Genomic DNA, 24,710 nt, shown 5'->3' on the forward strand with positions numbered 1-24,710 from the left:
GCCGCTGGCCGGAAGCGATTGACGCCCTCGTCGATCTGCTGAAAGACGACCGGAAGTTCACCACGCGTCATGCGATAGGAGCCTCGTGGTCTAGTGTCCTGAACCAGAAGTTCGCAACATTGGTCCGTTTTGTGCCGGGGCATTGTATCGGCAGAAGCGCTCGATGAAAGCAAGGATGTCGTCAGCGGACTTGGTCCATCGGAATGGTTTCGGATCGGCATTGTGTCGTTCGATGAACGAGGTGATGTCCGCCCAGAAGCGAACTGCTTAAGTTTGCGCTGCATTTCTCACAGTAACCCTGCTCCTGATCGGACTCCAATTGAGCGATGCGATCGCATCCCTCAGTCATGCAGATAGCTAGGCACAAGTTATGCCGCACACATCAGGGACAGTTTGAAACCGCTGCAAGAATTGAAAGATGGTAAGCACCCGGCGAGGCTTTCAATTACCCACATCGTCGACGAGTTCTGATTGAGTGGCGAAGGCGATGTCGTTGAGGCGTGTTAGGCCTCGCCACACCACCAGTTTCCTGGCGGCGGATCGTGGTTGCGCGCGAGGTAGCCGCCCAGCATGGCAATCTGGAACAAGTAGGTAGCGAGGGTCTTGCACAAGATGCGTGGCTTGGACCGCGCCGCGTCGATGGCATCTAGCACCGCGATTTCGGTTGAGGTGAGGACTGTCTCCGGCGCAGCATCGGGCTTCGCTCGTGCGGACATGGTGAGGAAGAAGATGCGCCAGCTGACCATCGCGATGAGGGCGAGGAACTTGGTCAGCCGCTCGGCGGTCGCAAGCCTCGTCTCTTCGGCGCGGCAGCCAGACTTCATTACCTTGCGAAACACCTCTGCTTTCCAGCGCAAGGCGTAGCATTCGAGCTTCTCGATGGCCAGATTGGTCACCAGCTTCCAGTCGATCGGCGGACGGCCCGCCGGCGGGTCGACCTCAAGGGCGTGAATGTAGGTGAGAAGCTGAGGACTGTATCGCTTCTGCTTGCCTATGGGCGGCAAGGTTTGGATTGCGGCGAACTTCACGTGCACGCACGCCGTCTCATCCTGTCCGATCGCGACGTAATGGCGTCCCGCCCAAGGCGTGGCCGAGAGCTGGGCGAAGACCCGATGAGCTCCATCCCGGGGCTCTGCGTCGGCGGGCGCGCCGGCCAATCGGTTGGTCTGCACTCGCACCAGAAAGCGCGTGCCGAGATCCTGCGCCAGGCAAAAGAGCTCGTAGATGTCGCTCTCGCGGTCGGCCACATGCACGCAGCGTTCCGGCGTGCCCACGAGCGCCATCGACTGGCGCAGGTTCTCCAGCCAGCGATAGCTTTCCTTCGTCTCGATCGGTACCCGCGTGGGGTTCACATGCCGCTTGAGCGTCGAGGTCCCCTTGAACTTCGTGCGTGTCCAGAACTTCGCTGCCGTCAGCCCGAGCGGCGTGCCGCCGAGGGTTACGGCCAGGCTCGAATGCATCAGCACCCCGCACAAAGTCATCACGTTGGGCTGACCCACCTTGTAACGTCCGGCGTTGATGGTCTTGGTGAAGCCGATCTTACCCGGCTGCGCACGGCTGTAGATGAACTCGGTGGTATCCTGCAGAATGAGAGATTGGTCCTTCGCTCGCCGCGCAGCGCACGGCGGTCGCGGCAAAATGGCCGGCCAGCATCACAGGCGATTCAACCGATGCAAATCCTACGCACGAGATATGGCTAATCGAAAGCGCCGCCGGCCGGAGGCTTACGAAAGATGAGCTGACTAAGCAGGATTAGCGACATTTAGAGGCGCGATGTGGTTTCTATCGAGAACATCCAAAAGATCTTCCGGCCTAGTCTAATGGGGTCATTGGTGAATGGCTTCACTATTTCGCAAACGAGGCTGACTTCGGTTGGCCGCCGCCTCAACCACTAGCTCAGCACCGCTGGAGCGGAATTCTAGGAGGGCGTCCCCTGTCCTGGTGGAAGTTGCGCCTCACCAATTTTCATCCGTACCGCGGCGCACAACCGTAACAGACATCAATTTACTCTTGCGCCGAAGGTGGCACCCGCAATGATTGAATGGGCGGGGCTAGTATAGTTATGTTTAGGTTGCGTATTTCAGTACGTAGCTTCGCGTCTGTTGTCGCGTTGAGTTTTTTGACTTGTTGTGTTGCGGCACCGGTCGATGAGGCCAAATCATTTGTAGCGGCAGTAGCCGCGGCCAAGACCGCGAGCGATGCGCTGTGCGATCAGCTCGACGTCGCCGAGCGAACCTTGTCGATCCGCAAGATCGAACGCCAGACCATCAACAGCTTCGCGGTTCAAAACGCCTATTATTACGCAACCATCGGCGAGCCGCCAAAGACGCGTGAATTCAGAAATGCGATGCTGATCGTCAGTGGCTACGCATCGCTACTGTTAAATTTAATCCAGGGTACCAACGTCGACGCAACGCGCGGACAGATCGTATCAATCATCCAGAACATTGCTACGTTAGCCGGCGTCAGCGCTATCGGTCCGGTAGCGCAGGAGCTCACGCCGCTCTTGAACCAGCTGCTGCTCGTGCAAAGCCAGGCTGAGGCACGCCAGCTCGCCATGTCGGGCGGCCCGAAGGTCGCCAATCTCATCCTCCAGCTCAAGAACGCGACCCCGGCGATGTTTGAGTTGCTGCTCGCCAATGCGGAGCCCGCCACGCCGGCAACGGTTCGCACGATTAAAACTGCACTCGGCAACTACGTCGTCACGCTCGACGATCTCGAGCAGAGTTTCCAGCGCATGCTCGACGCCTACGAGCGTCCAAGTAACGCAGCCACTCTGGCAAGCCTTGCTGAGCTCACCGGTAAGCTGAACGCAGACGCTGTGGCGGTACGGCAGGCATTGGTCAAGGCACGTTAGGAGAACATGTCGTGGCGAGCCCTTCTTTTTCGCAGATCGCGGACGCAATGGCAAAGATTAAGGCCCAGGAGGATGTTGATCCGCCTCCTTCGCCGGCAGCCAAGCAGGCCATGGAGGCCGCCTGGGAATCTCTCAAGGACGCTCTTAGCGAAATCGCGCTGAGCGATTTCGGTGCAGCAGCCGATTCCGTGGGGGACGCGGCGAAGGAATTGCAGGACGTCATCAACAACGGCGCCGGCAACGCAGATCCGCTGCAACAGATCCTCGGATCCTTGGGGTTTTCGCCAAAACCCGCGGGCACAACTCCGGCACGAAAGCCGCAAGCACCCAAAGCTCCGCCGGCGGGAGCCGGTGGGGGCGGAGCAGGTAGCGGCGCGAGCGGAGGAGGAGCCGCCGGCGCTATAGGCTCTGCAGGTGGATCAGGCTCTGGCGGTTCAAGTACCGGTGGCTCAGGAAGCGGGTCAGGCAAGGCCGGCGGCACGGACGCAGCACCATCACTCAGCGACCGTGTCCCAATTCCACCCCCGAGCCGGATGAATAGCGGGCTGAGCTCGTGCGCGGAAACGACGATGCTTAAGAAATTCGGCACGCCTGGCGAGCTAACCGAAGACTGCTCGGCGGCAACGGGGACATTTCTCGCGCGCGTCAGGAGGAATTTCAACGTTGGCCCGTTCAAGGTGACGGGCCTGGACTATGCTGTCGAGTCTCTGCTCCAGGTCTTCACGGACGTGAAGAACGACAATCCGCAGCTGTTCAACCAGGTCAAGAATGAGGGCATGCTGTGCGTGCGGGCACGGCGGCATAATCCGAGCCACTATTCCAATCATAGCTGGGGCACTGCAATTGACATCTTTTTTGGCACTGAGGTCGTCGGCCAGGGCGATAAGATGACCCATCGCGGCAATCTCTTGCTGGCGCCATACTTCAACCGGCATGGCTGGTACTGGGGCGCGGGCTTCTCGGGCGACTCAATCGACAGCATGCATTTCGAGCTGGCCGAAGAGACGATTCCCAAGATCCCCGATAATGCAATGTTCGATGCCGCCTTGCCGCTCAATGATGCCGTTGGCGGAGGCACTGCGGCCGCCACAGGCGGCCTGCAGGTCGATCCAGCATCAAAGAAGCTGCTCGGTGATATTCTCACCGCGGTCGGTAAGGCGACTACGATACAGCAGTCGTTTGCCGGCGTGGCCTACGCGGCGACGCTGCCGGGTGGCCAAGTTCTATTCCAGTGCGAGCTCCAGCTCGATACGGATGGCTGGCCGGGCGGCAATCGGGGGGACAACACCTGGCAGCCGGACACGTCGCTGCGCTACGCCGACGGCAGCTCGGTGAATGCCAACGAAGTGCCCTACTTCGTGCTTCCACGCAACTGGTATCAGAAATTCGGCATCAAGCTCGGCGATCTCGCGGCGGTGATCTACAAAGGCAAGCTGGCGTTCGGCGTGTTCGCCGATGTCGGACCTAAGACGAAGCTCGGAGAGGGGTCGCTCGAGCTGCTGCGCCAGCTTGGCGAAGAACGGCTGCGCCCCAACGGGCAGGTCATCAACGCCGGCATGGGCGACAGCTCCAGAGGCGACTACATCCTCACGATTGTATTCCCGGGCTCGGCAGCGAGTTCCTACCAGAACCAGACTGCCCTGCTCGATTTCGTCAGGAGCCGCGCGGAGCTGGCCTATCTGAAGCTCGGAGGCACGCTGCCGTCCGAACTCAGCTAATGCGTGCCGCTGCGAAACTGGTTCCTGAAGATGTATTTTAGGGGGATATGGGATGCCAGATCCAACCGCCGCCCTAACCGGCAGCTACAAGGATATCGCGAACCTGATTGTTGCTGCCGGAGGTCTCGGCACGGCGGCGATGGGCCTCGTTGATACGAGCAAAGCGTTCGCAGGCGGGCCGTCCAACTTTGGCTACATCGTAGACTGGCTCAAGCCATTCCTGGCTCCTCCCGCCAACAATCCGCAAGCCAGCGGCAGGGCGCAGATCCTGCGCACACTGAGGGCGAACTGGCTGAACGGCGTTCCCAAGGCCGATCAGAAGGCTAAAGCAAAGTCGCTGATTCATCTCGGGCTGACGGGAGGCGCGAAGAACAGCGAACACATCTCCCTTCTCGCCTCCCACAAGGACCTGGTGCTCAAGCTCGCGTTTCCAATTGGCGATCCCCTTTCCAACCTGCTCCACGACGATCACATGCCGTTCAGATCGCGCTAGGGCCGCCGCCGCCGCCGCAACAGGTTGCTCTGCCCTGGCAGATCGCTCATGGTGAGCCGCTGGGCGATTACGGACATCTCGATTATCTGCCGCCTCTTAGCCCGGACAAATGGCCCCGCGTTGCAGATTTTATAAAGCGCGCTTTCGTTGAAAAGGAGCAAATTTGGCCGGCCGGTTAGCTAATCGCCTCGCTTCCGACGTGCGGCTGCCGGCCTGAGTTCGAAACAGCGGCCTAAGCAGCGGTTGAAGCTCAACGGTTCGTTGTAGCCGCAACAAAGGCGATGTCACTGGTACGGCTTCCCGCTCTGCGACGAGGCCGCTGGCCGGGCGCGGGCGCTCATTGTCAACGCTTCCGCAAGCAATGTGCCCGCGCGAGGCAACTAGCGTCCCTACCGCTACTTGGACGTCGCGAACTCATGGCGACCGCGCGAGCTTGTCAAATACAGAAAATTCAGGGAAAGTTGCAGCCGAGCTGCATCTAAGCGTGCAAATCCCAGTCAAGGCCCTGGGCGCCGATGACCAGAAGGAAAGCGACGCGAATCAGTCGTCGTGCTGAAGCAGAAATCTATCGTCAGCTCTCGCTCTGAATTATCCAAGCCGCGGCTGATGGCGTTACAAGCAATGCAAGCGGAGGAGAGTTCCCAAGTGACTTTCGAAATCGCGCCTTCCAAAATGCTTGCGACTCGATCGCTGCGGTCTTGGACGGCCGCGATGATCGGTGGGGTTCTCTTTTTAAATCCGCTCGACGTTGCCGCGCAGAATGCAAATCGCCCCGCACAGACCGTGGTGAGCAACGCGAAGTCTCAGATCCAAGACATGGTCATATCGATGAGCCAGGGTTGCTCAGGTGGCGCGCACGGAGTGCCTCCGCTTAATTGGGCAGCACTGCAGCCCCACGCTAACTCGGCGGTGAATGCACTCGACGCCGCAGTAACGGCTTTGTCACACGACCTGAAGGCGGATGCTCTGCGACAAATCAATATTGCTGAGGGTGAATTAGACGCATTGCTCAATGGTGTGCACAATAATTGTTCTGGAGGCGCACATGGGGAAGATCCCGTTGGTATGAGCGGGTATCTGGCGATCAAGGCTTCCGTGCAGGGGCGCCTGGACACTGTGAAGATCTTTTTGGGAGGCTAGGTTAGCTCTGAGGCGAGGCACGCGCGGGAGGGTATGCGGACGCAAATTGGACTACACCCATGATGACTTGGCTCCCGATTGCTTACGCCCTGGAAGTTGGTCAATCGCTTGATCCTGGCGCCGATGTCGAGCGGGGCGCGGGATAGAGTTGTCTTGGCTAAATGGAGCTAGTAACATGTTGGTCCGCATGCTCTGGATCGCGGGCGTAATCGAGGTCCTCGCCGCCCTGATCATTTTCGGCAAAGGAGCGTCCAAGGCAACGGCGACTTCGGCCACGGATCTCCGCGGCTCCGCTCCTCTACAGGCAAGCGAAGGCTCTCGCGAGCCTGACTTCCCCTCCAAGCTCGCTGCGCCAAACGAACTGCCTGATTTCGCCAAAAAGGCCGAAGACCTTGAAGCAATCAAGAAGGCAGTCGACGATGCGGCATCGGTAAGTGGCGGCCTCTGGCTCTCGTACCTTTTCGTCCTCTTCTATCTCGCGGTCGCCGCCGGAGCTGTGACCCACGCCGACCTTTTCTTCGAAAGAGCGGTTAAGCTGCCCTTTCTCGGGATCGAGCTGCCGTTGGTCGCATTCTTTCTCCTGGCGCCGATCCTGTTCGTGATCGTGCACGCCTACACGCTCGTGCATCTCGTCATGTTGACGGACAAGGCGAAGCGCTATCACCAGGCGCTTTATGCGCAGATCGAAGACGCCAACGGGGGAGAGACAGAGCGGCGCAAGGCGACGCGCGACAAGCTCAGGCGGCAGCTGCCGAGCAATATTTTGATCCAATTCCTCGCCGGCCCCTCCGACTTGCGCCAGAGCGCCTTTGGGTGGCTCCTGCGCGGGATAGCATGGATCACACTCGTCGTAGCGCCTGTGCTGCTGCTTCTTACGGTCCAGATTCAATTCCTGCCCTATCAGAGTGGCCTTGTCGCGTGGACGCAACGAATCGCGCTGCTCTTCGATCTCGCGCTCGTTTGGTGGTTGTGGCGAAAAGTTCTCGCAGGGGGCGACACCGAGGCGGCGGCGCCGACGACCTCATTGCGGCTACGAAAGCGCGTTTCGGTTGCAATAGGGCTGCTCTTCAGTCTCATTGCGATTGCGTTCTCCTGCGCGATTGCGACCTTTCCTGGCGAGTGGCAGGAAGACCTGCTGGCAAAGTGGGACAAACGGATGTGGGTCGTCACGGTGCACAATGCGCTTTTCAGCGCTGAACCCGATCAGGTTACTCACCGCCGTTGGCCATTCTCGAACACGCTTGTCCTGCCGGGCCTCAACGTCTACGAGGGCCTCGGCATCGACGATCCCACGAAGGCGACGTGGCGGGACTTCGTTTTTCGCCCCCGGGGCCGCGATCTGAGGGGAGCGATCTTCACGTTCGCCAGTCTGCCAAGGGTCGACTTCACCGGTGCCCACCTTGAGGGCGCCCGGCTCAGTCATGCTCAACTTCAAGGCGTTTCGCTCGCGGCAGCGCATCTTATGATTGCTTCGCTCCAGGCCGCGGAGCTTCAGGGCGCGTTGCTCGACTCGGCGGAGCTTCAGGGCGCATCGCTCGACTCGGCGCACCTTCAGGGCGCATCGCTTGATTCAGCGCAGCTTCAGGGCGCGTCGCTCGATTCGGCGCAGCTTCAGGGAGCGAGGCTCTCTGGGGCGGGACTGCAGGGCGCGTCGCTAGACCAGGCGCGCCTCGACGGAGCGTTGTTGAATGGCGCACAGCTTCAAGGGGTGTCGTTCTCGGGAGCGATTCTAAAAGCGACCGACGTTAGTAACGCCTATCTCTGGCGGAGCAATCAGGTGAGTGGAAAGGTGCTCCCCAAGGCGCGTAGCCGCGCGAAGCTCTCAGCGATCCGTATGGTGGGGGACGATAAATCCTGGGAGAATCGAGCGTGGGACAAGGAAGCCTACCAGAAGCTCCGTACAAGTCTGCAAACTCTCCCGTCAGGGCCCTTACGCCAGTTAGCTTTGGAGAGGATCGCGGTCCTCGACTGTGATGACAAGACGCTCCAGTCTTGCGATCCCGCTGCGGCGACCTTGCCGAAGGAAGCTATTGATTGGAAGAGCTTTGTTATGGATAACGTGGCTAAAGTTCAGCCCTATCAAGCCGCGCTTGCGGAATCTTTGAGGGCCCTCTTTTGCCCAGGCGACAAAAACGAGGCATTGGTCGTACGTAACGTCGCTCAATTCGGCCAGTTTCAGCAAGCTGGTCTCGCCGCGCGCGCCTTGATTACAGAACTTTTGAAAAAGAAGAGCAGCGACTGCCCGGTCGTCGCATCACTGACCGACTCGGATCGGGCGACGCTTCTCAGCATTCAACAAGACATTAATTCGCTCCAGGAGCTAGGTTTAGGAAGTCCGCACTAAAACGGCGGCGCGATTATGTCGCCGGCGATGTGGTACTTCTGCTCTGGTCCCTCTCGGACCTCATCAAACGAGAGCAGAATGTCTATTCTGAGTGCGGCCGGCTCACATAGCAATTCGGCTTTCGGCACAGGATTTTGAGGCGCGCCTGCAAGGCGGGAGCGAACGATCGGTCTGCGCGGCCAGATAGTCGGATGGGAGATATCGGTACCGCCCGAGCAACCTCAGGATCTCGAGATCCTCGGCGGAGAGCCGTGCGACTGTCGGCCGCCCGACGCTGTCGAGCTTTGGCTCTCGCTCCAAACGAGAATTGCACCACGTTTTCCATGCCTCGCAATTAGCACGAGTATTGGCCGAATATAACGTTACCTATGATCAACGTTGGCGGCCCACGGAATATTACGTACTGCCGGGTATCAAGAAACTTTTTTCTACCACGTCGATCCCGTTTCCTGCGTGTCATCCGGCGGTCGCCGATCCTCGCGGGCTGCCGGTGGCTGCCTAGGCTTATTGCGGCTTGTCGGCGGCACTGGCGTGCCCCGGTCTGCGAAGGCTTCCGCTTCGTACGAGCCCTCCTGGACCGCAGTCTGGCCAGCCGGCGAGAACGAGTATTCAACTCGCATTCGATGACGGAGCTCCTGCTGCTCGGCCTTTTAAAATGCGCGGTAGCAGAGCAAGTGGGAGTCACTTTCAAGATTAAAGCATTCGGGCTCAGATCGCGAATAAAGGTGGCAAACGCACCGCGCTTGAGTGAGGGGCGACCTCAGATCGACTGGATCGCAATTTGCTGTCGGAATCTGCATATGCAGGAGGTCTTCAACGCGACCGGGCCGTCGAAAACGTTGGGCTCGCTGAAGAGCGCCCAACTAGTTGCCGAGGTCGCCGCGCCTCGGGTGCCGACGCCATTGAGTTCCGAACACGGAAAGCCAGGGCCGCCTGCCTCGGCTCATTCACCGGTCGCGGTTAAGAGCGGCGATGACTGATATGAAACTCCGGTAAATGTCTAAGCGCGTCAGCTTGTCGACAGCTGATCATAATAGAGCGAGAGAGAGCACAATATCGGCTCGGCATTCCGAACCGACTCCAAACCCCGGGGAATGGACATGGACCCATTTAACAGCATTAACCCATTAGATCGAGCCTTCGCTGCCTCCAACGCCGCGGCGCCACAACAGCAACAGCAGCAAGCGGAGTTTGAGCCGTACTTGGATGGAGTGCCCCAGCTTGATACCTCTGCCGCCGCGGAGGAGCCTGTTTCTCCAGTTCGCTACTATCCTCATCTGTCTGAAGAAGGCCGTATACTCGCCGAGGCGCTGGGACTTGGGTACGTTGGCGACGCTGCTGCGCAGCATAGCGCGACGCGGGAAGCTTTGACTTGGCCGGAGGAGCCGTCTGCGGAAAGTCACGATCAGCATCCGCTGCGAGGGCCGGTCGGCGAAGCCATCGTTACATCGACGGTTAAGCCAACCGTGCTCGGTTACCAGGCACCTGATCTTGGAGAAGCGGCTCGTTATTTCAACTGGAGCGACGGCTACCAGCCTGCTGCGAACGAGTTAACCGGCATCGCTCCCCTTTCGGGTCACGACGTCCTCATCAGTGAGGATTACACCGGGCAGTTGAGGCCTGCGAAGAGGCAGAGAGCACTGAACGAGACGGAAGGGGATGCCATTGAGCGCCAGCTCAGGGAGCCCGGCAATTCGGTCGCGCGCGAGCTGACGGACAAGTGCGGCACACCGTTTCAGCCAAGCGGTCAGTTGGTCCTTCCTACGGAAGACTACGATCAGGATCTGCTGTGGGCGATGATGGATGACGGCGGCCCATCGTCCTCTCTCGGCCGAACCGAGCGTCATGACCAAGCGGTGGATTTAGGAGCCACCGTTCGTTCCGTCAACTCGCCGCACGGCGACCAACGCACGTCAGCTCCGCTCGAGGGTGGCAGCGTCCTGCCGAGCCAACACACCCCACCCGCTCCTTTCATAGTCCATAACGACCGCTTCACGGCGCTGTTCGTGCCTGCGGCGGCGATGAGGGGCGGCTCTCCACTCAATCTGTCGGCCGCACCCATTCATTTTGGATCTCGACCGGAAAACGTTCCTCAGACCAGCACGCAGCCGACGAATCGGCCCTCGCCAGCACCGCTTGCCACGACGGTGGAGCAAGCCGCTCCGACGTCGACCAGGGCTGAGACGACGTCGCCTGCGGTCCGCGAGGTTTACGCAGCATCATTCGCCGTTCCTGAGGGCTTTTCGCACGGCACCCAACCCGCTCCAATCACGATGATTTCGAAGCTCGGCCGCTGGGGCCTCTTGCCGGACGCAGCGCAGCCGACAAAGCAATACGACATTCGCGGCGAGCGTTACACCGCCCTCTTGGGGCCGGGAGGACCCAATGACGTTCGGCTCATCCATCATCCAGAAATGTAGACGCCAGGGACAGTCGCTACGGAAGGAGCCAGTCCCCAGGTAGCGGACTTGTTGATGGACGATAGCTTGCTTCAGCGACTCTTGGAAGCTTAGGACGTTCTGCGCGTTCCTGATGGCGCTATCGGGCCTGATGAACCTGTACGCTGTAGCGTGCTGGCACCAAAAAGCCGAACGAGCCGCTCCCGAGCTAGGGCAAGATCACCCCAACGGAGACGTTCAATAGAAATTGCGCATAGTTCGGCCCTGGAGCTGCCCGAGACTCGTTCGGGCCGCTTCGATGGCTTATCGGCCGACACAAGCCGATCCACTCTTGTGTGTTTCTAGTTAGCGTTAAAAAACGGTAAGCGCGCCGACCCAAGGAAACAGCGACGTGCTCCGCGACTGGGTCTCGTGCGCTCGAAAGATGGCTCAATTGCCTGGGTCATCTGGTTGGGATTGATCCCAACTTTCCGATACGGATCTCAATTAGGTCCTTATCGTCGTGACGCACTCCGACTATGACTTGAGTCGCCTGAAGTTGGGGAATGTCCAAGAGCCAGACGCGCGTGAAGGCTTACACATACTAGAGTACTTAGCGGCTGATCGTTTTGTTCACTAAGCGGCGATCTCAGCAAATATGCGCCAAGTCGTCTGTCCAATGGCTGGAACATCAGGGTCGCGCCAAGCTGGCGATAGCTCCGAATACATCCACCCGGCCGCCACCGCCACACTAGATCTGTTCGCGAATCCCGAGATCACAATGGAGAGTGTGCGCGGCTTTTGCACCAGACAATATGGCTGCGCGATTATCGGCCATCGGATCCGCCCTTTCCGCGAGCGCGGGATTTCAGGAACTCGGCAAAACGCGCCAGCTCTTGGCGATCCCGCCGGGAGAGCGTCGCCGCAGCTCTTGCGACGTGCGCAACCTCCTTGGGAAGGACCAATCCAATTCCGGTATCTTCTCCCGTGAACCAGGTCAGTGGACGCAGATACAATTTAGCCAGTCGCGAGAGTTCGATAGCACCGACTTTGCGCGTACCAGCCTCGACATTGGAAAGAGCACTCCGCGGAATGCCGAGCGACTTGGCCACGTCCTCCTGCTTAAGACCCATGTACTCGCGCCTGCTTAAGGCGTTCGCCAGGTCCTATGCGATCAGCTTCGGTCGAAGGCTGTGAAAATCCGATTCGATCTTCCTTCATGATGTTCTCTTCCCTTGTCAGTTGATTCCATGCGGCGCTTGCTTCAGCCTGGAGGTCACTACACAGGCCTCGGCCGGAGAAAACGTGGCCCAGGAATCCCCTGCTTTGACGACCGCGCTATTTCGGCGAAATCCCTCGTGGGGTGAGCATGGATCAATGACGCAGCCGCCCATGCCGCAAAAAAAGCCGCTGCCGGATTTTCCGACAGCGGATCAAGTCTTGGGAGAAAGCAGACGAACCGGTCTGCCAGCGGAGCTCAGCACCGAAACGAAACCCTGATGATCGCCCCGGTTGATAGCGCCGACTTCTTTCCGCTCGCATTTGAAGAACGGCTCGACTCTGCGGATTGGAACGTCATCAAGGGTTTGGAGCTTGCGGGCACGCCTTACTTCTAATCGTCATCGTTGCAAATGATCTCGCCTGGGTCACTGGGGCACGAGGCCAGTATCTGGGTAACCTTGGGTAAATAGACAGAGCGACCTCGAGAAGCGACACGACGACATTTCGCGCGGATGGCCAGCCACCTCGGCAAGAAGGACGACAGAGGTGACAGCTGTAACGGAGCCGGCAACCAGGGCGGCCAGCATCGGAACGATCTGCCGTTTGCAGGTAAGCCTCCGAGGAGAGACGCCTTGCGGCGGGCTGGCCTGATGGTTGAGAACTGTACGTATGGACAGCCATACGATCAGTACGTTGAATCGACTGGAAGTGGTTGATACGCGGCGGCGGCGGCGTTGGTCTGAGGAAGAGAAGGCGCGGATTGTTTTGGAGAGCCTATCCGAGCCGCGCCTGGTTGCGGCGACAGCCCGGCGGTACGGCTTGTCGCGTTCTCTATTGGTGACCTGGCGAAGAGCCTTCGCGGCGACGGGGACCAAATCCGAGGCTGGCTTTGTCAGGGCAGTTGTGGCCGAGGGGGTGCCCGCGGCGTCGGTGGCGGCGTCATCGGAGAGCGCGACCGTACATTCGACGGAGCGTCGGATCGAGATCGAGCTAACCGGCAGGCGGCGGGTCATTGTTGATGCGGGCGTTGACGTTGAGGCGCTTCGCCGGATCATCGAGGTTTTGGATCCGCGATGATTCCGGTTCCTACGGGAGTTCGGGTGTGGCTGGCGACGGGCCACACCGACATGCGTAAAGGCTTCGCCTCATTGTCACTGCAGGTGCAAGAGGTGCTGCGCCGCGATCCGCTGAGTGGTCATTTGTTCTGCTTCCGCGGACGCAGAGGCGATCTATTGAAAGTGATCTGGCATGACGGCCAGGGAGCATGCCTGTTTACGAAAAAACTCGAGAGAGGTCGTTTTGTCTGGCCGTCGCTGGCGGACGGCGTAGTGTCGATCTCGCAGGCGCAGATGAGCTATCTGTTGTCCGGCATCGACTGGCGCAATCCCCAGGAGTCCTGGCGTCCGACCAGTGTGGGCTGAGACTTTGTTATTTGAGTTTGGCCGCGAATGTGATTCCATCTGGCTATGGACTCCAGCGCCGACCTGCCGCCCGATCTTGTCGCCGCGCATGCAATGATCCTGGCCGAGCGCGCTGCCAGGCTTGCGGCGGAAGCCAGGCTTGCTGAAGCGGCCAATGCCCAGGCGAAGCAATCGAGCACCGAAGCGCTGATTGCCCACCTCAAGCTCGAGATCGAGAAGCTACGACGCACGATATATGGCGCACGCTCCGAGCGGTCGGCGCGGCTGCTCGATCAGCTGGAGCTAGAGCTTGAGGAACTCGAGGCGGGGGCGACCGAGGATGAGCTGGCCGCCGAGAAGGCGGCCGAGAAGACGCAGACGGTGCGTTCGTTTGAGCGCAAGCGGCCGGTGCGTCAGCCCTTCCCCGACGACATCGAGCGAGAACGCGTCATCCTGCCGGCTCCGACGCAATGCCCCTGCTGCGGGTCGACGCGGCTGTCGAAGCTCGGCGAAAGCGTGACCTCGACACTGGAGGAGATCCCACGCCGGTTCAAGGTGATCGACACAGTCCGGGAGAAGTTCAGTTGTCGGGATTGCGAGGCGATCACGCAGCCGCCGGCGCCGTTCCATGCCACAGCCCGGGGCTATATCGGACCGCAGCTTCTGGCGACGATCCTGTACGACAAATTTGGTCAGCATCAGCCGTTGAACCGACAGAGCCAGCGCTTCAAATGCGAGGGGATCGACCTGTCGGTCTCGACGCTGGCGGACCAGGTGGGCGCAGGAGCCTTTGCGGTCAGGCCGCTCTTTGAACTGATCGAAGCCTATGTGCTCTCCGCCGACAGGCTCCACGGTGACGACACCAAGATACCGATCCTGGCGAAAGGGAAAGCAGATACCGGCCGGATTTGGACCTATGTTCGCGACGATCGGCCATTCGGCGGGCGAGATCCACCGGCGGCGCTGTTCTACGCCTCACGTGATCGGCGCGGCGAGCATCCCGCGCGGCATCTTCAGAACTTCGCTGGCATCCTGCAGGCCGATGCCTATAGCGGGTTCAACGCTCTCTTCGATCCCGGACGCAAGGCGTTGCCGGCCACGCCCGCCTTCTGTTGGGCACATGGACGGAGGGCGTTCTTCGAACTTGCCGACATCGCCCAGAACGCTCGCCGCGGAAGATCGGCGACCGCGATCTCGCCCATTGCGCTGGAAGCGGTTCGTCGGATTGACCAATTGTTCGAGATCGAGCGCGACATCTATGGGCTGAGCGCTGAGGAGCGGCTGCAGATCCGCCGGGAGAGAAGCGCGCCACTGCTGACCGACCTTGAGGCTTGGCTCCGAGCGGAATCTGCCCGGCTCTCACGCTCGTCCAACGTGATTAAGCCGATCAACTATCTGCTCAACCGCTGGGAGGGCTTTGCCCGCCTTGTCCACGACGGACGGATCTGCATGACGAACAATGCAGCGGAGCGAGCGTTGCGCGGTTTTGCTCTGGGAAGAAAGGCATGGCTGTTCGCCGGTTCTGATCGCGGCGCCGAGCGGGCTGCCGTGATGGCCACGCTTCTCATGACGGCGCGTCTCAACGACATCGACCCGAAAGCCTGGCTTGCCGACGTCTTCGCGCGCATCGCCGACATGCCGCAGAACCGCCTGCGCGAGTTGCTGCCCTGGAACTGGACGCCTCCTGCGCCGAGGTCCTCCGCCCCGGCGGCGTAGCCATGCACGTCAACAAGGTTCACGCCGTCTTCACCATCGCTCGCGTCGCAAAAGACCTCGGCGAAGACGAGGACTGGCTCTGGGACGTGGCCAACGGAATGGACACTGAGGATGGCGTCATCTGGGTTTACGGCATAGGTGACGACCAGGTCATGGCGTTCACCGACTTCGGCATCGAGAACCTGACCGAGCTCATCAGGATGCACAAGGACGACCCCGAGCTCCTCAAGCGCTGGGATCGGTGAGCTCCTGTCCGCGGTCTAGCCCGGATGGATACGTTTGCAGTAACAATGATACTGAAATGATGCGCGAGCCGCGGGCCCTGTTGGATTGCTGCGACAACGAGCAATGTCCGGAGATGAACCGCTTCGCCAGTAGCACCTGTATAGCGGCGGTTTACGTCCTGAGCCGAAGAGGATGTAGCTCGAAAGGGAATCTGTCCAGGGGAGCCGCTCAGATCACTTCTGAATGTGGCGGAAAAGATCCCGTCTACTTGATGAAGGCAAGTCGTGACCGATCGAGCGTGACTGTCACGGCCAGAATGACGATAAGTCCCGTGACCATGATCTGGATGTAAGTATGTACCCCTGCGATGTTCAGTCCATTTTGCAGGACGGCAATCACCAACACCCCAATCAGCGTTCGATGTACGCCTCCTGAACCGCCTGAAAGAGCGGTTCCCCCCATGACAACCGCCGCGATCGCCTGAAGCAAGAGATCATCTCCCATTCGGGCGGTCCCGGTCGAGGTTCGCGCGACAAGCAGCAAGCCTGCAATTCCGCAGAGAGTTCCGGATGCAATGAAGGCGATCGCCTTTGTGCGAAGAACATCTATGCCCGAAAGCCGAGCCGTCACTCCTCCCCCACCGATTGCAAACAGAGATCGCCCGAAATGGCTTCTCGCACCGATAAAAGAGGCGAAAGCAAAAATCAGGAGCGCCAAAATTCCCGAGTTTGGAATGCGTCCGATCATTGCACCGGATGCGACCCATGTGAGATCCGGACTGCGAAAAAACACGTTTACCCCGCCACTGATCCAAGTGGAAATTCCGCCAATGATGGTCATGGTGCTGAGCGTGGCGACAAAGGAGGGAATCCGCAGGCGCAGCACCAAAAGTGCATTGAGAACGCCACAAAGCGCCCCCATTGCGGAAGCAGCAAATACAATGGCAGCGGCGCTGAAACCAAAATCCCGGATCAGAACTGCGGAGGAGATTGCCACAAACGTCACGATCGCACCGACCGAAAGGTCGATGGCCCCCATCAGAATGACAAAGGTGATGCCGGTGGCCACGATGAGCAGGATGGACGACTGTCTCATCAGATTGAAAACGTTTATCCAGCTCAGAAAGCGGGGATTGATGGCAGTGAAAACAACCACCATCGTCAGCACTAGAAGCGTGGGGCCACCTGAATTGATGATTGCGCGGTGACGCCGAACAAACTGCCTCGTGATGTCCACGCTGGCCTCTAGCCGCAATCTTGATCTGCGCGCCTTTGTCTCAGACCATGTGCCTGACAAGTTCCTGCTCCGTCGGTTTATCATTGGCAGGCGCGTTCCGCTCGAACTGGATCTCGCCATCGCGCATCACCAGAATCCGGTTCGCTAGACCGATGAGCTCGAGCAGATCGTCCGATATCAGAAGGATGGCTGCTCCATGATCTGTCAGATCCCTCAGAACGCCGTAAATCTCCTCTTTTGCACCGACATCAACACCGCGGGTGGGATTGTCGAGCACCAGGACTTGTACCCCTCGTGCCAGCCATTTTGCCAGCACGACCTTCTGCTGGTTTCCCCCGGAGAGGAATTGGCAGAGTTGCGTCGGCCCACTGCATCGGATCCGTAAGGCATTGACGTGCTTCTCGGCTAAAGAGCGTTCTCGCGCCGCTGATATGATTCCAGTCAGCCGGGAGACGAGCGGGAGCGAGGCCAGGGAAATGTTCGCTTCAACCGACATGTAAGGTACAATGCCTTCGGTCTTTCGCTCCTTAGGCACGAAGCCTACGCCATTTGCGATCGCGACTTTACCACGAGCCCGGACAGGCAGGACCTTTCCGTTCACCTCGACGGTGCCAGCTGCTGGAAACGGCTCAAATCCAACAACTGCCCTTCCCACAGCCTCTTTGCCGCATCCAACCAGTCCGCCAAGCCCGACGATCTCGCCTTTTCGAACGTCGAAGCTGACGTTCTTGACGTTGTCGCCGCCCAGTCCCTTAGCCGAAAGCACAATAGGCGCTTCAGCGACGTCCAGCTGGCGTCTTTCCTTGAAGTACTCTTCGTCCCGGACGCGTCCTACCATGGCCATGTGCAGACTCTGCTCGGAAATCCATTCACCGGCAAACTCACCCACGTTTCGACCATCTTTGAAGACATAAATGCGATCACACAGCTCTATGTATTCGGAAAGCCTGTGAGTGATGAGTACGAAGGATGCACGTGCGCGGAATCGACGGATCGAGTCAAAGAGAAGCGTCACTTCGCGCTCGCCTATGGCGGCGGTCGGCTCGTCAAGCAGGATGATCGGGTGATCGATGTGGAAGTACTCAGCCAATGCAAACGCTTTGGCAATCTCGATCATCTGTCTGTCGTGAAAGGCATAGTCACTTGTCCGCCGACGTGGGTCGATGTGCGCAAGCCCAAGATCCTTCATATGCCTTTCGGTGCAGGCAATCATCGCACTCCGATCAACGATGGCCAGCCGGTTGGTAAAGTTTGATTCGAGAGACAGAAAGACATTTTCGTAAACAGCAAGGCTAGGGATAAGCGCCTGCTCCTGGAACACCATCGAAATTCCGGCCTCGACAGCCTGGGTGTACCGGAGTGGTTTGAAGGGTTTACCGAATAGCTCCATCTCTCCAGCATTCGGAGGATGGATGCCGGCGATCATTTTAAGGGTTGTTGATTTTCCTGCTCCATTTTCACCGGCGATGCCGACAATCTCGTTAGCGAATATCTCCAGATTCACGCCCTCAACGACTGAATTGCCGCTGAAGCTTTTGGAGCCACCTCGCATGCGGAAGATCGGTTCCCGCGCGGCCGTCATCTGACGTCCTCCGCGCTCACACGTTTGGTGTTGAGGAGAACAGCAAGCAGGATGACGATACCCTGGATTATCGCCTGCAGATGCGGCGCAACCACGAGGGTGTTCAGGCCATTCGACAGGGTCGTCGTGAAAAGCACCCCAAGGATCGTCAGGCGCACGTTGCCGAATCCTCCGGTGATGGCAGTACCGCCAACGACCACCGCCGTGACAGTGTCCAGAGTCATAAAGCCGCCCATTGTCGCTGTGGCGGACCCAAGCCGCGCAGCCAACAGCGCCCCGGCTAGCCCTGCCAGACCCCCGGACAATGCGAAAGCCTGTATCTTGATCGTATTGACCTTCACGCCGACGAGGGCGGCCGTTTGCTCATCACTGCCGAGCGCTAACGTCATGCGACCAAAGCGAGTGCGCGCCCCAACCAGAACCGCAGCCAGATAGACGACCAGGGAGATCAGCACTCCATTGGGCATGACATGGAGCCATGCACCTTGTGAGATCTCAATCACGGCGGCATCAGACACCGTCAGCGAGCGACCATCGGAGATGAAGAGGACCGCACCGGAGAGCGTCGTTGCCGTTGCGAGCGTTACCAGGATAGAGGGGATTCTGAGATAAACGTAGCCAAGTCCGTTGATCATACCACAGGACAGACCGACCAAACAGCCGATCGGAATCGACCAAACACCGAAGTCAGGGGCCATCCGCGCGACCAGCATGCCGCAGAAACTCGCAACAGCTCCCACCGAAAGATCAATCGAGCCCATCAAGATCACAAAGGTCGCGCCAACTGATGCGACCAGGAGGACTGAACTGGATAGTTCAATCGCCCTCAAATTGCTCAAGGTCAAGAATGATGGGGCGGCAAGGCCGATAGCGGCGCATGCGACAGCAAACACCGAAATTGTTATGATGCGCCGCGGTAGCTCGCTATCTCCACGCCTTTCCTGCCATGCTTGCAACATTATGAGACCCGATTGAGCATCTTCCGTGAGGAGATGCCTCCCTCGGAGAGGGAGGCATCCTGGCACATTCTATTCGGGGATATGCTGCTTGTAGTGATCCTTATACTCGGCAGTCAGTTGCGCCACACACCCAGCGTCGAAAGCCTCCTGATAGGCCTTCGGAAGGTTGTAGCCCGCCGGAATACGGCTTGCCCAGTACTTCTTTACGTCGATAGGCCAGACATAATTTTGAGGATCCCAATCATTGGGATGGAGTGCGCGCGACATCTTCTTCCAGTCAAAGGGCAGCTTTTCGCCTGCAAGAAATTCCTGGTATTTATCGACGTTCGCTGCCGTGATCAGCGTTGCTCCAGTGTACATCATGCGTTCACACGGGCTCGGCTTGAACCCTTTTGATGCATCGTAGGCCCTTACAAGCGCAAAACCGGCTTGCCATTGTGGCGTAAAGCCCATCGTAGCCAGAATTCGCCCCTCCTTCACCAGCTTGAGTGTTTCGCGGTTGCCGTCAAGCCCTGTGATCGGGATGTGCATGCCGGCGTCCTCGGCAGCCTGCATGGCTCCCAGGGCAATCGAGTCATTTTGAGCGAAGACCGCGTCAATTTTGGAATGCGCCACCAGCATGTCTTCCATGACCTTGCGAGAGTCGACTTGATTCCATTTGCCGGGCTGGCGGGCGACGACCTTGATGTTTGGATATTCCGCTAGAGCTTTTTCGAAGCCAGCCGTTCTGGCGATGTCGGCGTCGACCCCCGGGAAGCCCGTAATATGAACGACGTTGCCTTTTCCGCCGATCTTATCAAAGAGCAATTTTGCGATTCTATAGCTGTTGTCGACATCGTCCGGCGTGAAGAAGGTCGCGAACGCATAGTTGTCGGGCCCGGCATCCAAAGGATGGAAGCCCGGCAGAGATTCCCAGACTGCAACGTGCACTGCCCCAGCCTTTTTGGCCATCTCGACGATCGGCTTGATGTTTGCCGCGACAAGATTCTCGCCGAACGTAATTTTGACACCTGCTGCGATCTGCGCCTCGTAGATTTCGATTTGCTTGGCGGCATCCCCCTTTCCTGAAAGGATACGGTAGTTCAGACCGAGCGCTTTTGCCGCCTGCTCGGCTCCCTGCGACCAATTGTTAAAGTACTCATTTTCCAGTGTTGAGACTTCAGACAAGACATCCTCTGCCCTAGGGGCCGTATAAGAGGCCAAAAGGACGGCGGTTGCGAAAAAGTAAGTAGACACGTTGCGCATTAGTTTCCCTCCTCTGCTACTTCAACAAGGACCGACTCAAGATTTCCAAAATCAGTTTGCGAGATGTCGTGTCGGCGGATGCAGCGAACGGCACGGCCAGATTAACCATTATCGCGCTCACGCGCGCGTGCGTCATCGAACCTCACATCGAATGTGGTGTTTGCAATGGTGGGACGGCTTCGGCGTCACTCGCCCCGCCGCTCCTACATCTTCTTCCAGTCGCCGCTCTGCTCAAAGGCGTGCGCCGCCCGATAGATGGTCGCCTCCTCGAAGTGACGACCCACGAGCATCACACCAACTGGCAGGCCATCCACCATTCCGCAAGGCATCGACATCGCGGGATGGTGCGTGAAGTTGAACGGAGCGGTATTGGTGAACATCTCAGTCGCGCGTGCGATGTAGTCCTCTCGGCTGACATCCTGCGGAGGAAGCTGGGTCGCCTTCATGGGTGTCGTGGGCATCAAAAGGAGATCGTAGTTCTTAAGTGTGTTGTCGTATGCCGCCCTCAGGCGCCGAGAGACATTGACCGCCTTCCCATAAAACCGTGGCCCATAATTGTTGTTGATGTACGTGCCGAGCAACAGGAACAGCTTCGCCTGCTCGGAGAGGGAATTGGCTTTGCGGCGCCAGCCGCGATGAAAGTCCATGAGCGAAAGCGAAAAGAGATCTGATCGGCTTGTACCATAGCCGTCGCCGAACATCATGGTCTGGGTCGCGCCTTCGGTACCGATCGGCGTCCAGATTGCGGCTCCCTGAAGGTGCAACGGCACTGAGACCGTCTCTACCGAAGCGCCGAGATCCTTAAAGCGCTTGGCCGCTTCACGGACGCATCTGTTGACCGCTGCTTCCGCTCCGGGCTGCTCAAAACCCTCCTTGAGAACGCCGATCTTCAATCCAGTGATACTTTGGCCTAGCGCTTTGGTGTAGTCTTCGACCTTCGGCGCCTTGATGCGCGGATCGTAACCGTCGTCTCCGGCGATCACTTCGAGCAACAAAGCGTTGTCGAAGACTGTTGCAGTCATGGGACCGGTATGGTCCAGGGTCATTTCGTTCGGCATGATGCCGGTGTAGGGAACAAGGCCCCAGGTCGGCTTCATGCCGTAGATGCCGCAAAAGGACGAAGGCATGCGTATTGACCCACCCTGGTCGCCGCCGATCGCCATATCGACTTCGCCAAGGGCAACGACAACGCCCGAGCCTGAAGACGAGCCGCCCGCCGAATAGCCCATCTTGTGAGGATTGTGCACGGGTCCGAGCGCACCGGTATGGCTGCCGCCGGATGTGCAAAAGCATTCGCAATGCACCTTGCCTGCAATTTCGGCGCCTGCGTCGAGCATGCGAGTGACAATGGTCGCATCGATATCTGGGACGAATCCTTCGAGCGTCGCCGAGCCGTTCATCATGGGCACCCCGGCCAGCATGACGTTGTCTTTGAGCGCAACAGTCTTTCCCTTTAGCTTGCCGCTCGGCGCCCCAAGGACGCTCGTCTTTCGATACCAAGCGTTAAACGGGTTCTCCTCGGCCTTCGGCTGATAGCCCGGCGAACGAGGATACTTGACCGCGGGCAGTTCGTCGGGAACGGCATCGATGTAGTTGTATGCTTCAAGGGCCCCGTTGATAAGGCCGCGAAAGGAGGCAAGGTCTTCATCGGAAAGTGAAAGACCGCATTGCCCTGCGACATCTCGCAACTGTGCTGGTGTGGGCGGGACGATTGACACGGGGTTTCCTCCTAGAGGGCTATTACGTATGCGTGAGGCCGCTCTGCGGTGGCGCGTCACTAACATGTCAAGAAAATATGCCTGGCGCTGCCGAGTCACCGCGACAGCGCCCAAAACTGGGTAATTTTGAGTAATCCGTCCTACAAAAATCGCCGAAAAAGGACGCAAATTTATGCGGAAATAATACGCGCGCCGGTCGCCGCTCTTACTCGGCGGACTTATTAAGTGGGCAGATCATTTGCATGCTAACACCCCAAAAACGGGTGGCACGAGACGGCTTTCGGGCTACATGCCAGAAGCTGTCGAAATTGCAGCGATCCGAACCAGGATCGCCGCGGCAGATAGGCCGACCCGCACGGAAGAGTCTCGGATTGTTGTGACCTTCGATGCAGAGCTACAATTGGTGCTGGAAGGTTTCAGGCCCGGTCCATCAGAGATGAGAATTAGTGATATCTTGTCCCATGCATCTTCGACACGGGCAAAGTCGTCAGCGCGATAAATCATGGTCTGCGGGACGAATGATGATGCAAGATCTGCCACGAGATGTTGTTGTGGCTGAGAACGAAGGTAAAGCGCGCCGGTGTTGTCTCAACTTGTTCCGTGGAAGATTTGGAAAAGACGTAGTTGCCTACCGCCAGAACGAGGTTGTCCCCCAATCTCGCAGCACGCCAGGTCTCAAATCTCACCGAATGCGTGCCACGGAAATAGGTGCGAATCTCTTCGGCGCCCGAATAGAGCTTCGCCCTCGATGTACCGTAGAGCAACGCGTCAATTGTGTATAAGCCCGCCAGCTTTTCGACGTCGTGAGTGTTGAAGGCCTGCGCCCACAACAGCAGGAACGCACGGACCTCGTGCATCACATCGTTTACATCCAAATCCGCCACCACCCAAGTGGAAGCCATTTTACAGACTTTTGTAGAACATGAAATGAGCCACGTTCGAAACACCCCAACCTGCCGTTGAGATCGCCGCCTCAAAAGATCGCCGCTGCTGGACTTCTCCAACAGCGGCTTAGTCTGGGGAGGCAGCAGACAACCCGGCCTGCCAGCGGATTCGCACTGCGAGACCTCAGCAAGCTGCAACGCGCAGATTATTGGTCGTGCCTTTCTGCCCAAATGGCACCCCGGAGATCACGATCGCAATATCGCCGTGCTCCGCGTAGCCCTCCTTGCGCGCCGTCGCCGCCGCCATCTCCGTGATGTCGTCGGAGTTCGAGGGATCGGCTGCAACAATGCTGTGTACGCCCCAGAGCAAGCTCATGCGCCCTGCGACTCTGTTGTCTGGCGTAAGAGCGAGGATCGGGACTAGCGGCCTTCTACGCGCGATACGCGCGGCGGTGGTTCCGCTTGCGGTGAACCCGATGATCGCTTTCGCATCAATGCTGGCTGCCAAATCCGCGCCAGTGGCCGCAACCGCGTGAGGAGGCGTTATTTCCTCACTGATCTGCGCGGCGTCGATGAGAGACCGATACAGGTGATGCCGCTCGGCGCTTTTGATGATTCTATCCATCATGACAACCGCCTCGACGGGATAGGCTCCGCTCGCCGATTCAGCAGACAGCATGACGGCGTCGGCACCATCATAGATGGCTGTCGCGACATCAGACGCTTCTGCGCGTGTCGGCGTCGGCATAGCTGTCATCGACTCCAGCATCTGCGTTGCGACGATCACGGGCTTGCCGGCAAGCCGACAGGCGCGAACGAGCTCCTTCTGTCGCGGAGGCACCTCCTCGAGCGGGATCTCGACACCAAGGTCGCCGCGCGCGACCATAATGCCGTCCGACAGGTTAATGATATCGTCTATACATTCGAGCGCGCTGGGCGTTTCAATCTTGGCTATCAGACCTGCAGCTTCACCGATCAAGGAACGTGCTTCGAGGAGGTCCGACGGTCGTTGAAGGACATAGCGACCCAGTCGACACCAAGTTCAAGCCCGAAGGCGAGGTCGGCGCGATCCTTATGCGTCAACGGGGATATGTCAAGGAATACACCTGGGAGATTTACTCCCTTGTGGTCGCGGATCAAGCCGCCGATGACAACTCTGGCGACGATCTCCTTGTCGCCAAGGCCAACAATTCTCAAACGCACTCGGCCGTCATCGATCAGGACGTCTTGGCCGGGATGGACGGCCGCGAAAATTTCAGGGTGAGGCAGGGGAATGGATTGTTTTGCGTCCCCTTGTCCGTCCAGCGAAAAGCAGACCGTTTCGCCCGCATTTAACATCAGCTTACCACCACCTAATGAGCCGATGCGAAGCTTCGGTCCTTGTAAATCCTGCAGCACTCCGATCGGCGTACCGACCTCGCGTTCAAGTCGCCGGATGGATGCAAAAACCCTCGCATGGTCGTCATATGATCCGTGGCTGAAGTTGAGGCGGAACGTGTCCGCACCCGAAAAATAGAGAGAGCGGATCATCTCGGGCGCGGCGGTCGCCGGCCCCACGGTCGCTACAATTTTGGCAAAGCGAGAACGACGCATC

At 58.7% G+C, this 24,710-nt stretch carries 18 protein-coding genes and 2 pseudogenes; 10 read left to right on the forward strand and 10 right to left on the reverse strand.

Annotation, left to right across the window (positions count from 1 at the left end):
* Positions 1-90: 90 nt before the first annotated feature.
* Together P6U27_RS31650 and P6U27_RS31655 are read right to left on the reverse strand one after the other, a co-directional pair.
* Positions 91-252 (reverse strand): annotated as a pseudogene (locus tag P6U27_RS31650) (IS630 family transposase); the annotation flags it as partial.
* A 251-nt stretch (positions 253-503) separates the two neighbouring features.
* Positions 504-1,637: an IS4 family transposase gene (locus tag P6U27_RS31655; RefSeq protein ID WP_407193241.1), complete on the reverse strand. Its 1,134-nt coding sequence runs from the start codon at positions 1,635-1,637 to the stop codon at positions 504-506.
* Between the two features lie 425 nt (positions 1,638-2,062).
* Here P6U27_RS31655 and P6U27_RS31660 point away from each other — a divergent pair, with 425 nt between their 5' ends.
* The 6 genes from P6U27_RS31660 to P6U27_RS31685 all read left to right on the forward strand — a co-directional run bounded on the left by P6U27_RS31660 (position 2,063) and on the right by P6U27_RS31685 (position 10,972).
* Entirely contained in the window at positions 2,063-2,857 is a 795-nt protein-coding gene (locus P6U27_RS31660) for a hypothetical protein (protein ID WP_407193242.1), read from the forward strand.
* Positions 2,858-2,868: 11 nt separating this feature from the next.
* Positions 2,869-4,575: a M15 family metallopeptidase gene (locus tag P6U27_RS31665; protein ID WP_407193243.1), complete on the forward strand. Its 1,707-nt coding sequence runs from the start codon at positions 2,869-2,871 to the stop codon at positions 4,573-4,575.
* Between the two features lie 52 nt (positions 4,576-4,627).
* Positions 4,628-5,068, forward strand: coding sequence for a hypothetical protein (locus P6U27_RS31670; RefSeq protein ID WP_407193244.1), 441 nt, complete (start codon positions 4,628-4,630; stop codon positions 5,066-5,068).
* Between the two features lie 549 nt (positions 5,069-5,617).
* Entirely contained in the window at positions 5,618-6,208 is a 591-nt protein-coding gene (locus P6U27_RS31675) for a hypothetical protein (protein WP_407193245.1), read from the forward strand.
* 175 nt (positions 6,209-6,383) lie between these two features.
* Positions 6,384-8,552, forward strand: coding sequence for a pentapeptide repeat-containing protein (locus P6U27_RS31680; RefSeq protein ID WP_407193246.1), 2,169 nt, complete (start codon positions 6,384-6,386; stop codon positions 8,550-8,552).
* Positions 8,553-9,652: 1,100 nt separating this feature from the next.
* Positions 9,653-10,972 carry a hypothetical protein gene (locus P6U27_RS31685; RefSeq protein WP_407193247.1) on the forward strand — a complete coding sequence of 440 codons (1,320 nt, stop codon included), beginning with the start codon at positions 9,653-9,655 and terminating at the stop codon, positions 10,970-10,972.
* 785 nt (positions 10,973-11,757) lie between these two features.
* On the opposite strand, the gene P6U27_RS31690 is transcribed toward P6U27_RS31685, so the two are convergent.
* Positions 11,758-12,063, reverse strand: coding sequence for a helix-turn-helix domain-containing protein (locus tag P6U27_RS31690; protein WP_407193248.1), 306 nt, complete (start codon positions 12,061-12,063; stop codon positions 11,758-11,760).
* 757 nt (positions 12,064-12,820) lie between these two features.
* Here P6U27_RS31690 and tnpA point away from each other — a divergent pair.
* Genes tnpA through P6U27_RS31710 form a run of 4 tightly spaced genes read left to right on the forward strand, consistent with a single transcriptional unit; the run spans position 12,821 to position 15,512 of the window.
* On the forward strand, positions 12,821-13,228 hold the full coding sequence (gene tnpA / locus P6U27_RS31695; protein WP_407193249.1) for an IS66-like element accessory protein TnpA: 408 nt from the start codon (positions 12,821-12,823) through the stop codon (positions 13,226-13,228).
* Entirely contained in the window at positions 13,225-13,572 is a 348-nt protein-coding gene (gene tnpB / locus P6U27_RS31700) for an IS66 family insertion sequence element accessory protein TnpB (protein WP_209296670.1), read from the forward strand. The genes tnpA and tnpB overlap by 4 nt, the downstream gene beginning before the upstream one ends.
* A gap of 45 nt (positions 13,573-13,617) precedes the next feature.
* Positions 13,618-15,267: an IS66 family transposase gene (gene tnpC, locus P6U27_RS31705; protein WP_407121193.1), complete on the forward strand. Its 1,650-nt coding sequence runs from the start codon at positions 13,618-13,620 to the stop codon at positions 15,265-15,267.
* Positions 15,268-15,269: 2 nt separating this feature from the next.
* Entirely contained in the window at positions 15,270-15,512 is a 243-nt protein-coding gene (locus tag P6U27_RS31710) for a hypothetical protein (RefSeq protein WP_209296668.1), read from the forward strand.
* Between the two features lie 244 nt (positions 15,513-15,756).
* Here the strand turns inward: P6U27_RS31710 and P6U27_RS31715 are convergent, their stop codons facing one another.
* The 7 genes and pseudogenes from P6U27_RS31715 to pyk form a co-directional block, all read right to left on the reverse strand.
* Entirely contained in the window at positions 15,757-16,728 is a 972-nt protein-coding gene (locus tag P6U27_RS31715; protein ID WP_407193250.1) for an ABC transporter permease, read from the reverse strand.
* A gap of 40 nt (positions 16,729-16,768) precedes the next feature.
* Positions 16,769-18,310, reverse strand: a complete 1,542-nt coding sequence (locus P6U27_RS31720; protein ID WP_407193251.1) for a sugar ABC transporter ATP-binding protein — start codon at positions 18,308-18,310, stop codon at positions 16,769-16,771.
* Positions 18,307-19,269, reverse strand: a complete 963-nt coding sequence (locus P6U27_RS31725) for an ABC transporter permease (protein ID WP_407193252.1) — start codon at positions 19,267-19,269, stop codon at positions 18,307-18,309. The genes P6U27_RS31720 and P6U27_RS31725 overlap by 4 nt, the downstream gene beginning before the upstream one ends.
* A gap of 69 nt (positions 19,270-19,338) precedes the next feature.
* Positions 19,339-20,436, reverse strand: a complete 1,098-nt coding sequence (locus P6U27_RS31730; protein ID WP_407193253.1) for a sugar ABC transporter substrate-binding protein — start codon at positions 20,434-20,436, stop codon at positions 19,339-19,341.
* Positions 20,437-20,717: 281 nt separating this feature from the next.
* Positions 20,718-22,232, reverse strand: coding sequence for an amidase (locus P6U27_RS31735; RefSeq protein WP_407193254.1), 1,515 nt, complete (start codon positions 22,230-22,232; stop codon positions 20,718-20,720).
* 500 nt (positions 22,233-22,732) lie between these two features.
* Entirely contained in the window at positions 22,733-23,134 is a 402-nt protein-coding gene (locus tag P6U27_RS31740) for an SgcJ/EcaC family oxidoreductase (RefSeq protein ID WP_407193255.1), read from the reverse strand.
* Positions 23,135-23,300: 166 nt separating this feature from the next.
* Positions 23,301-24,709: pseudogene (gene pyk / locus P6U27_RS31745) on the reverse strand (pyruvate kinase).
* Position 24,710 lies beyond the last annotated feature (1 nt).

This window comes from Bradyrhizobium sp. STM 3566 (assembly GCF_045571445.1).
GTDB lineage: Bacteria > Pseudomonadota > Alphaproteobacteria > Rhizobiales > Xanthobacteraceae > Bradyrhizobium > Bradyrhizobium vignae.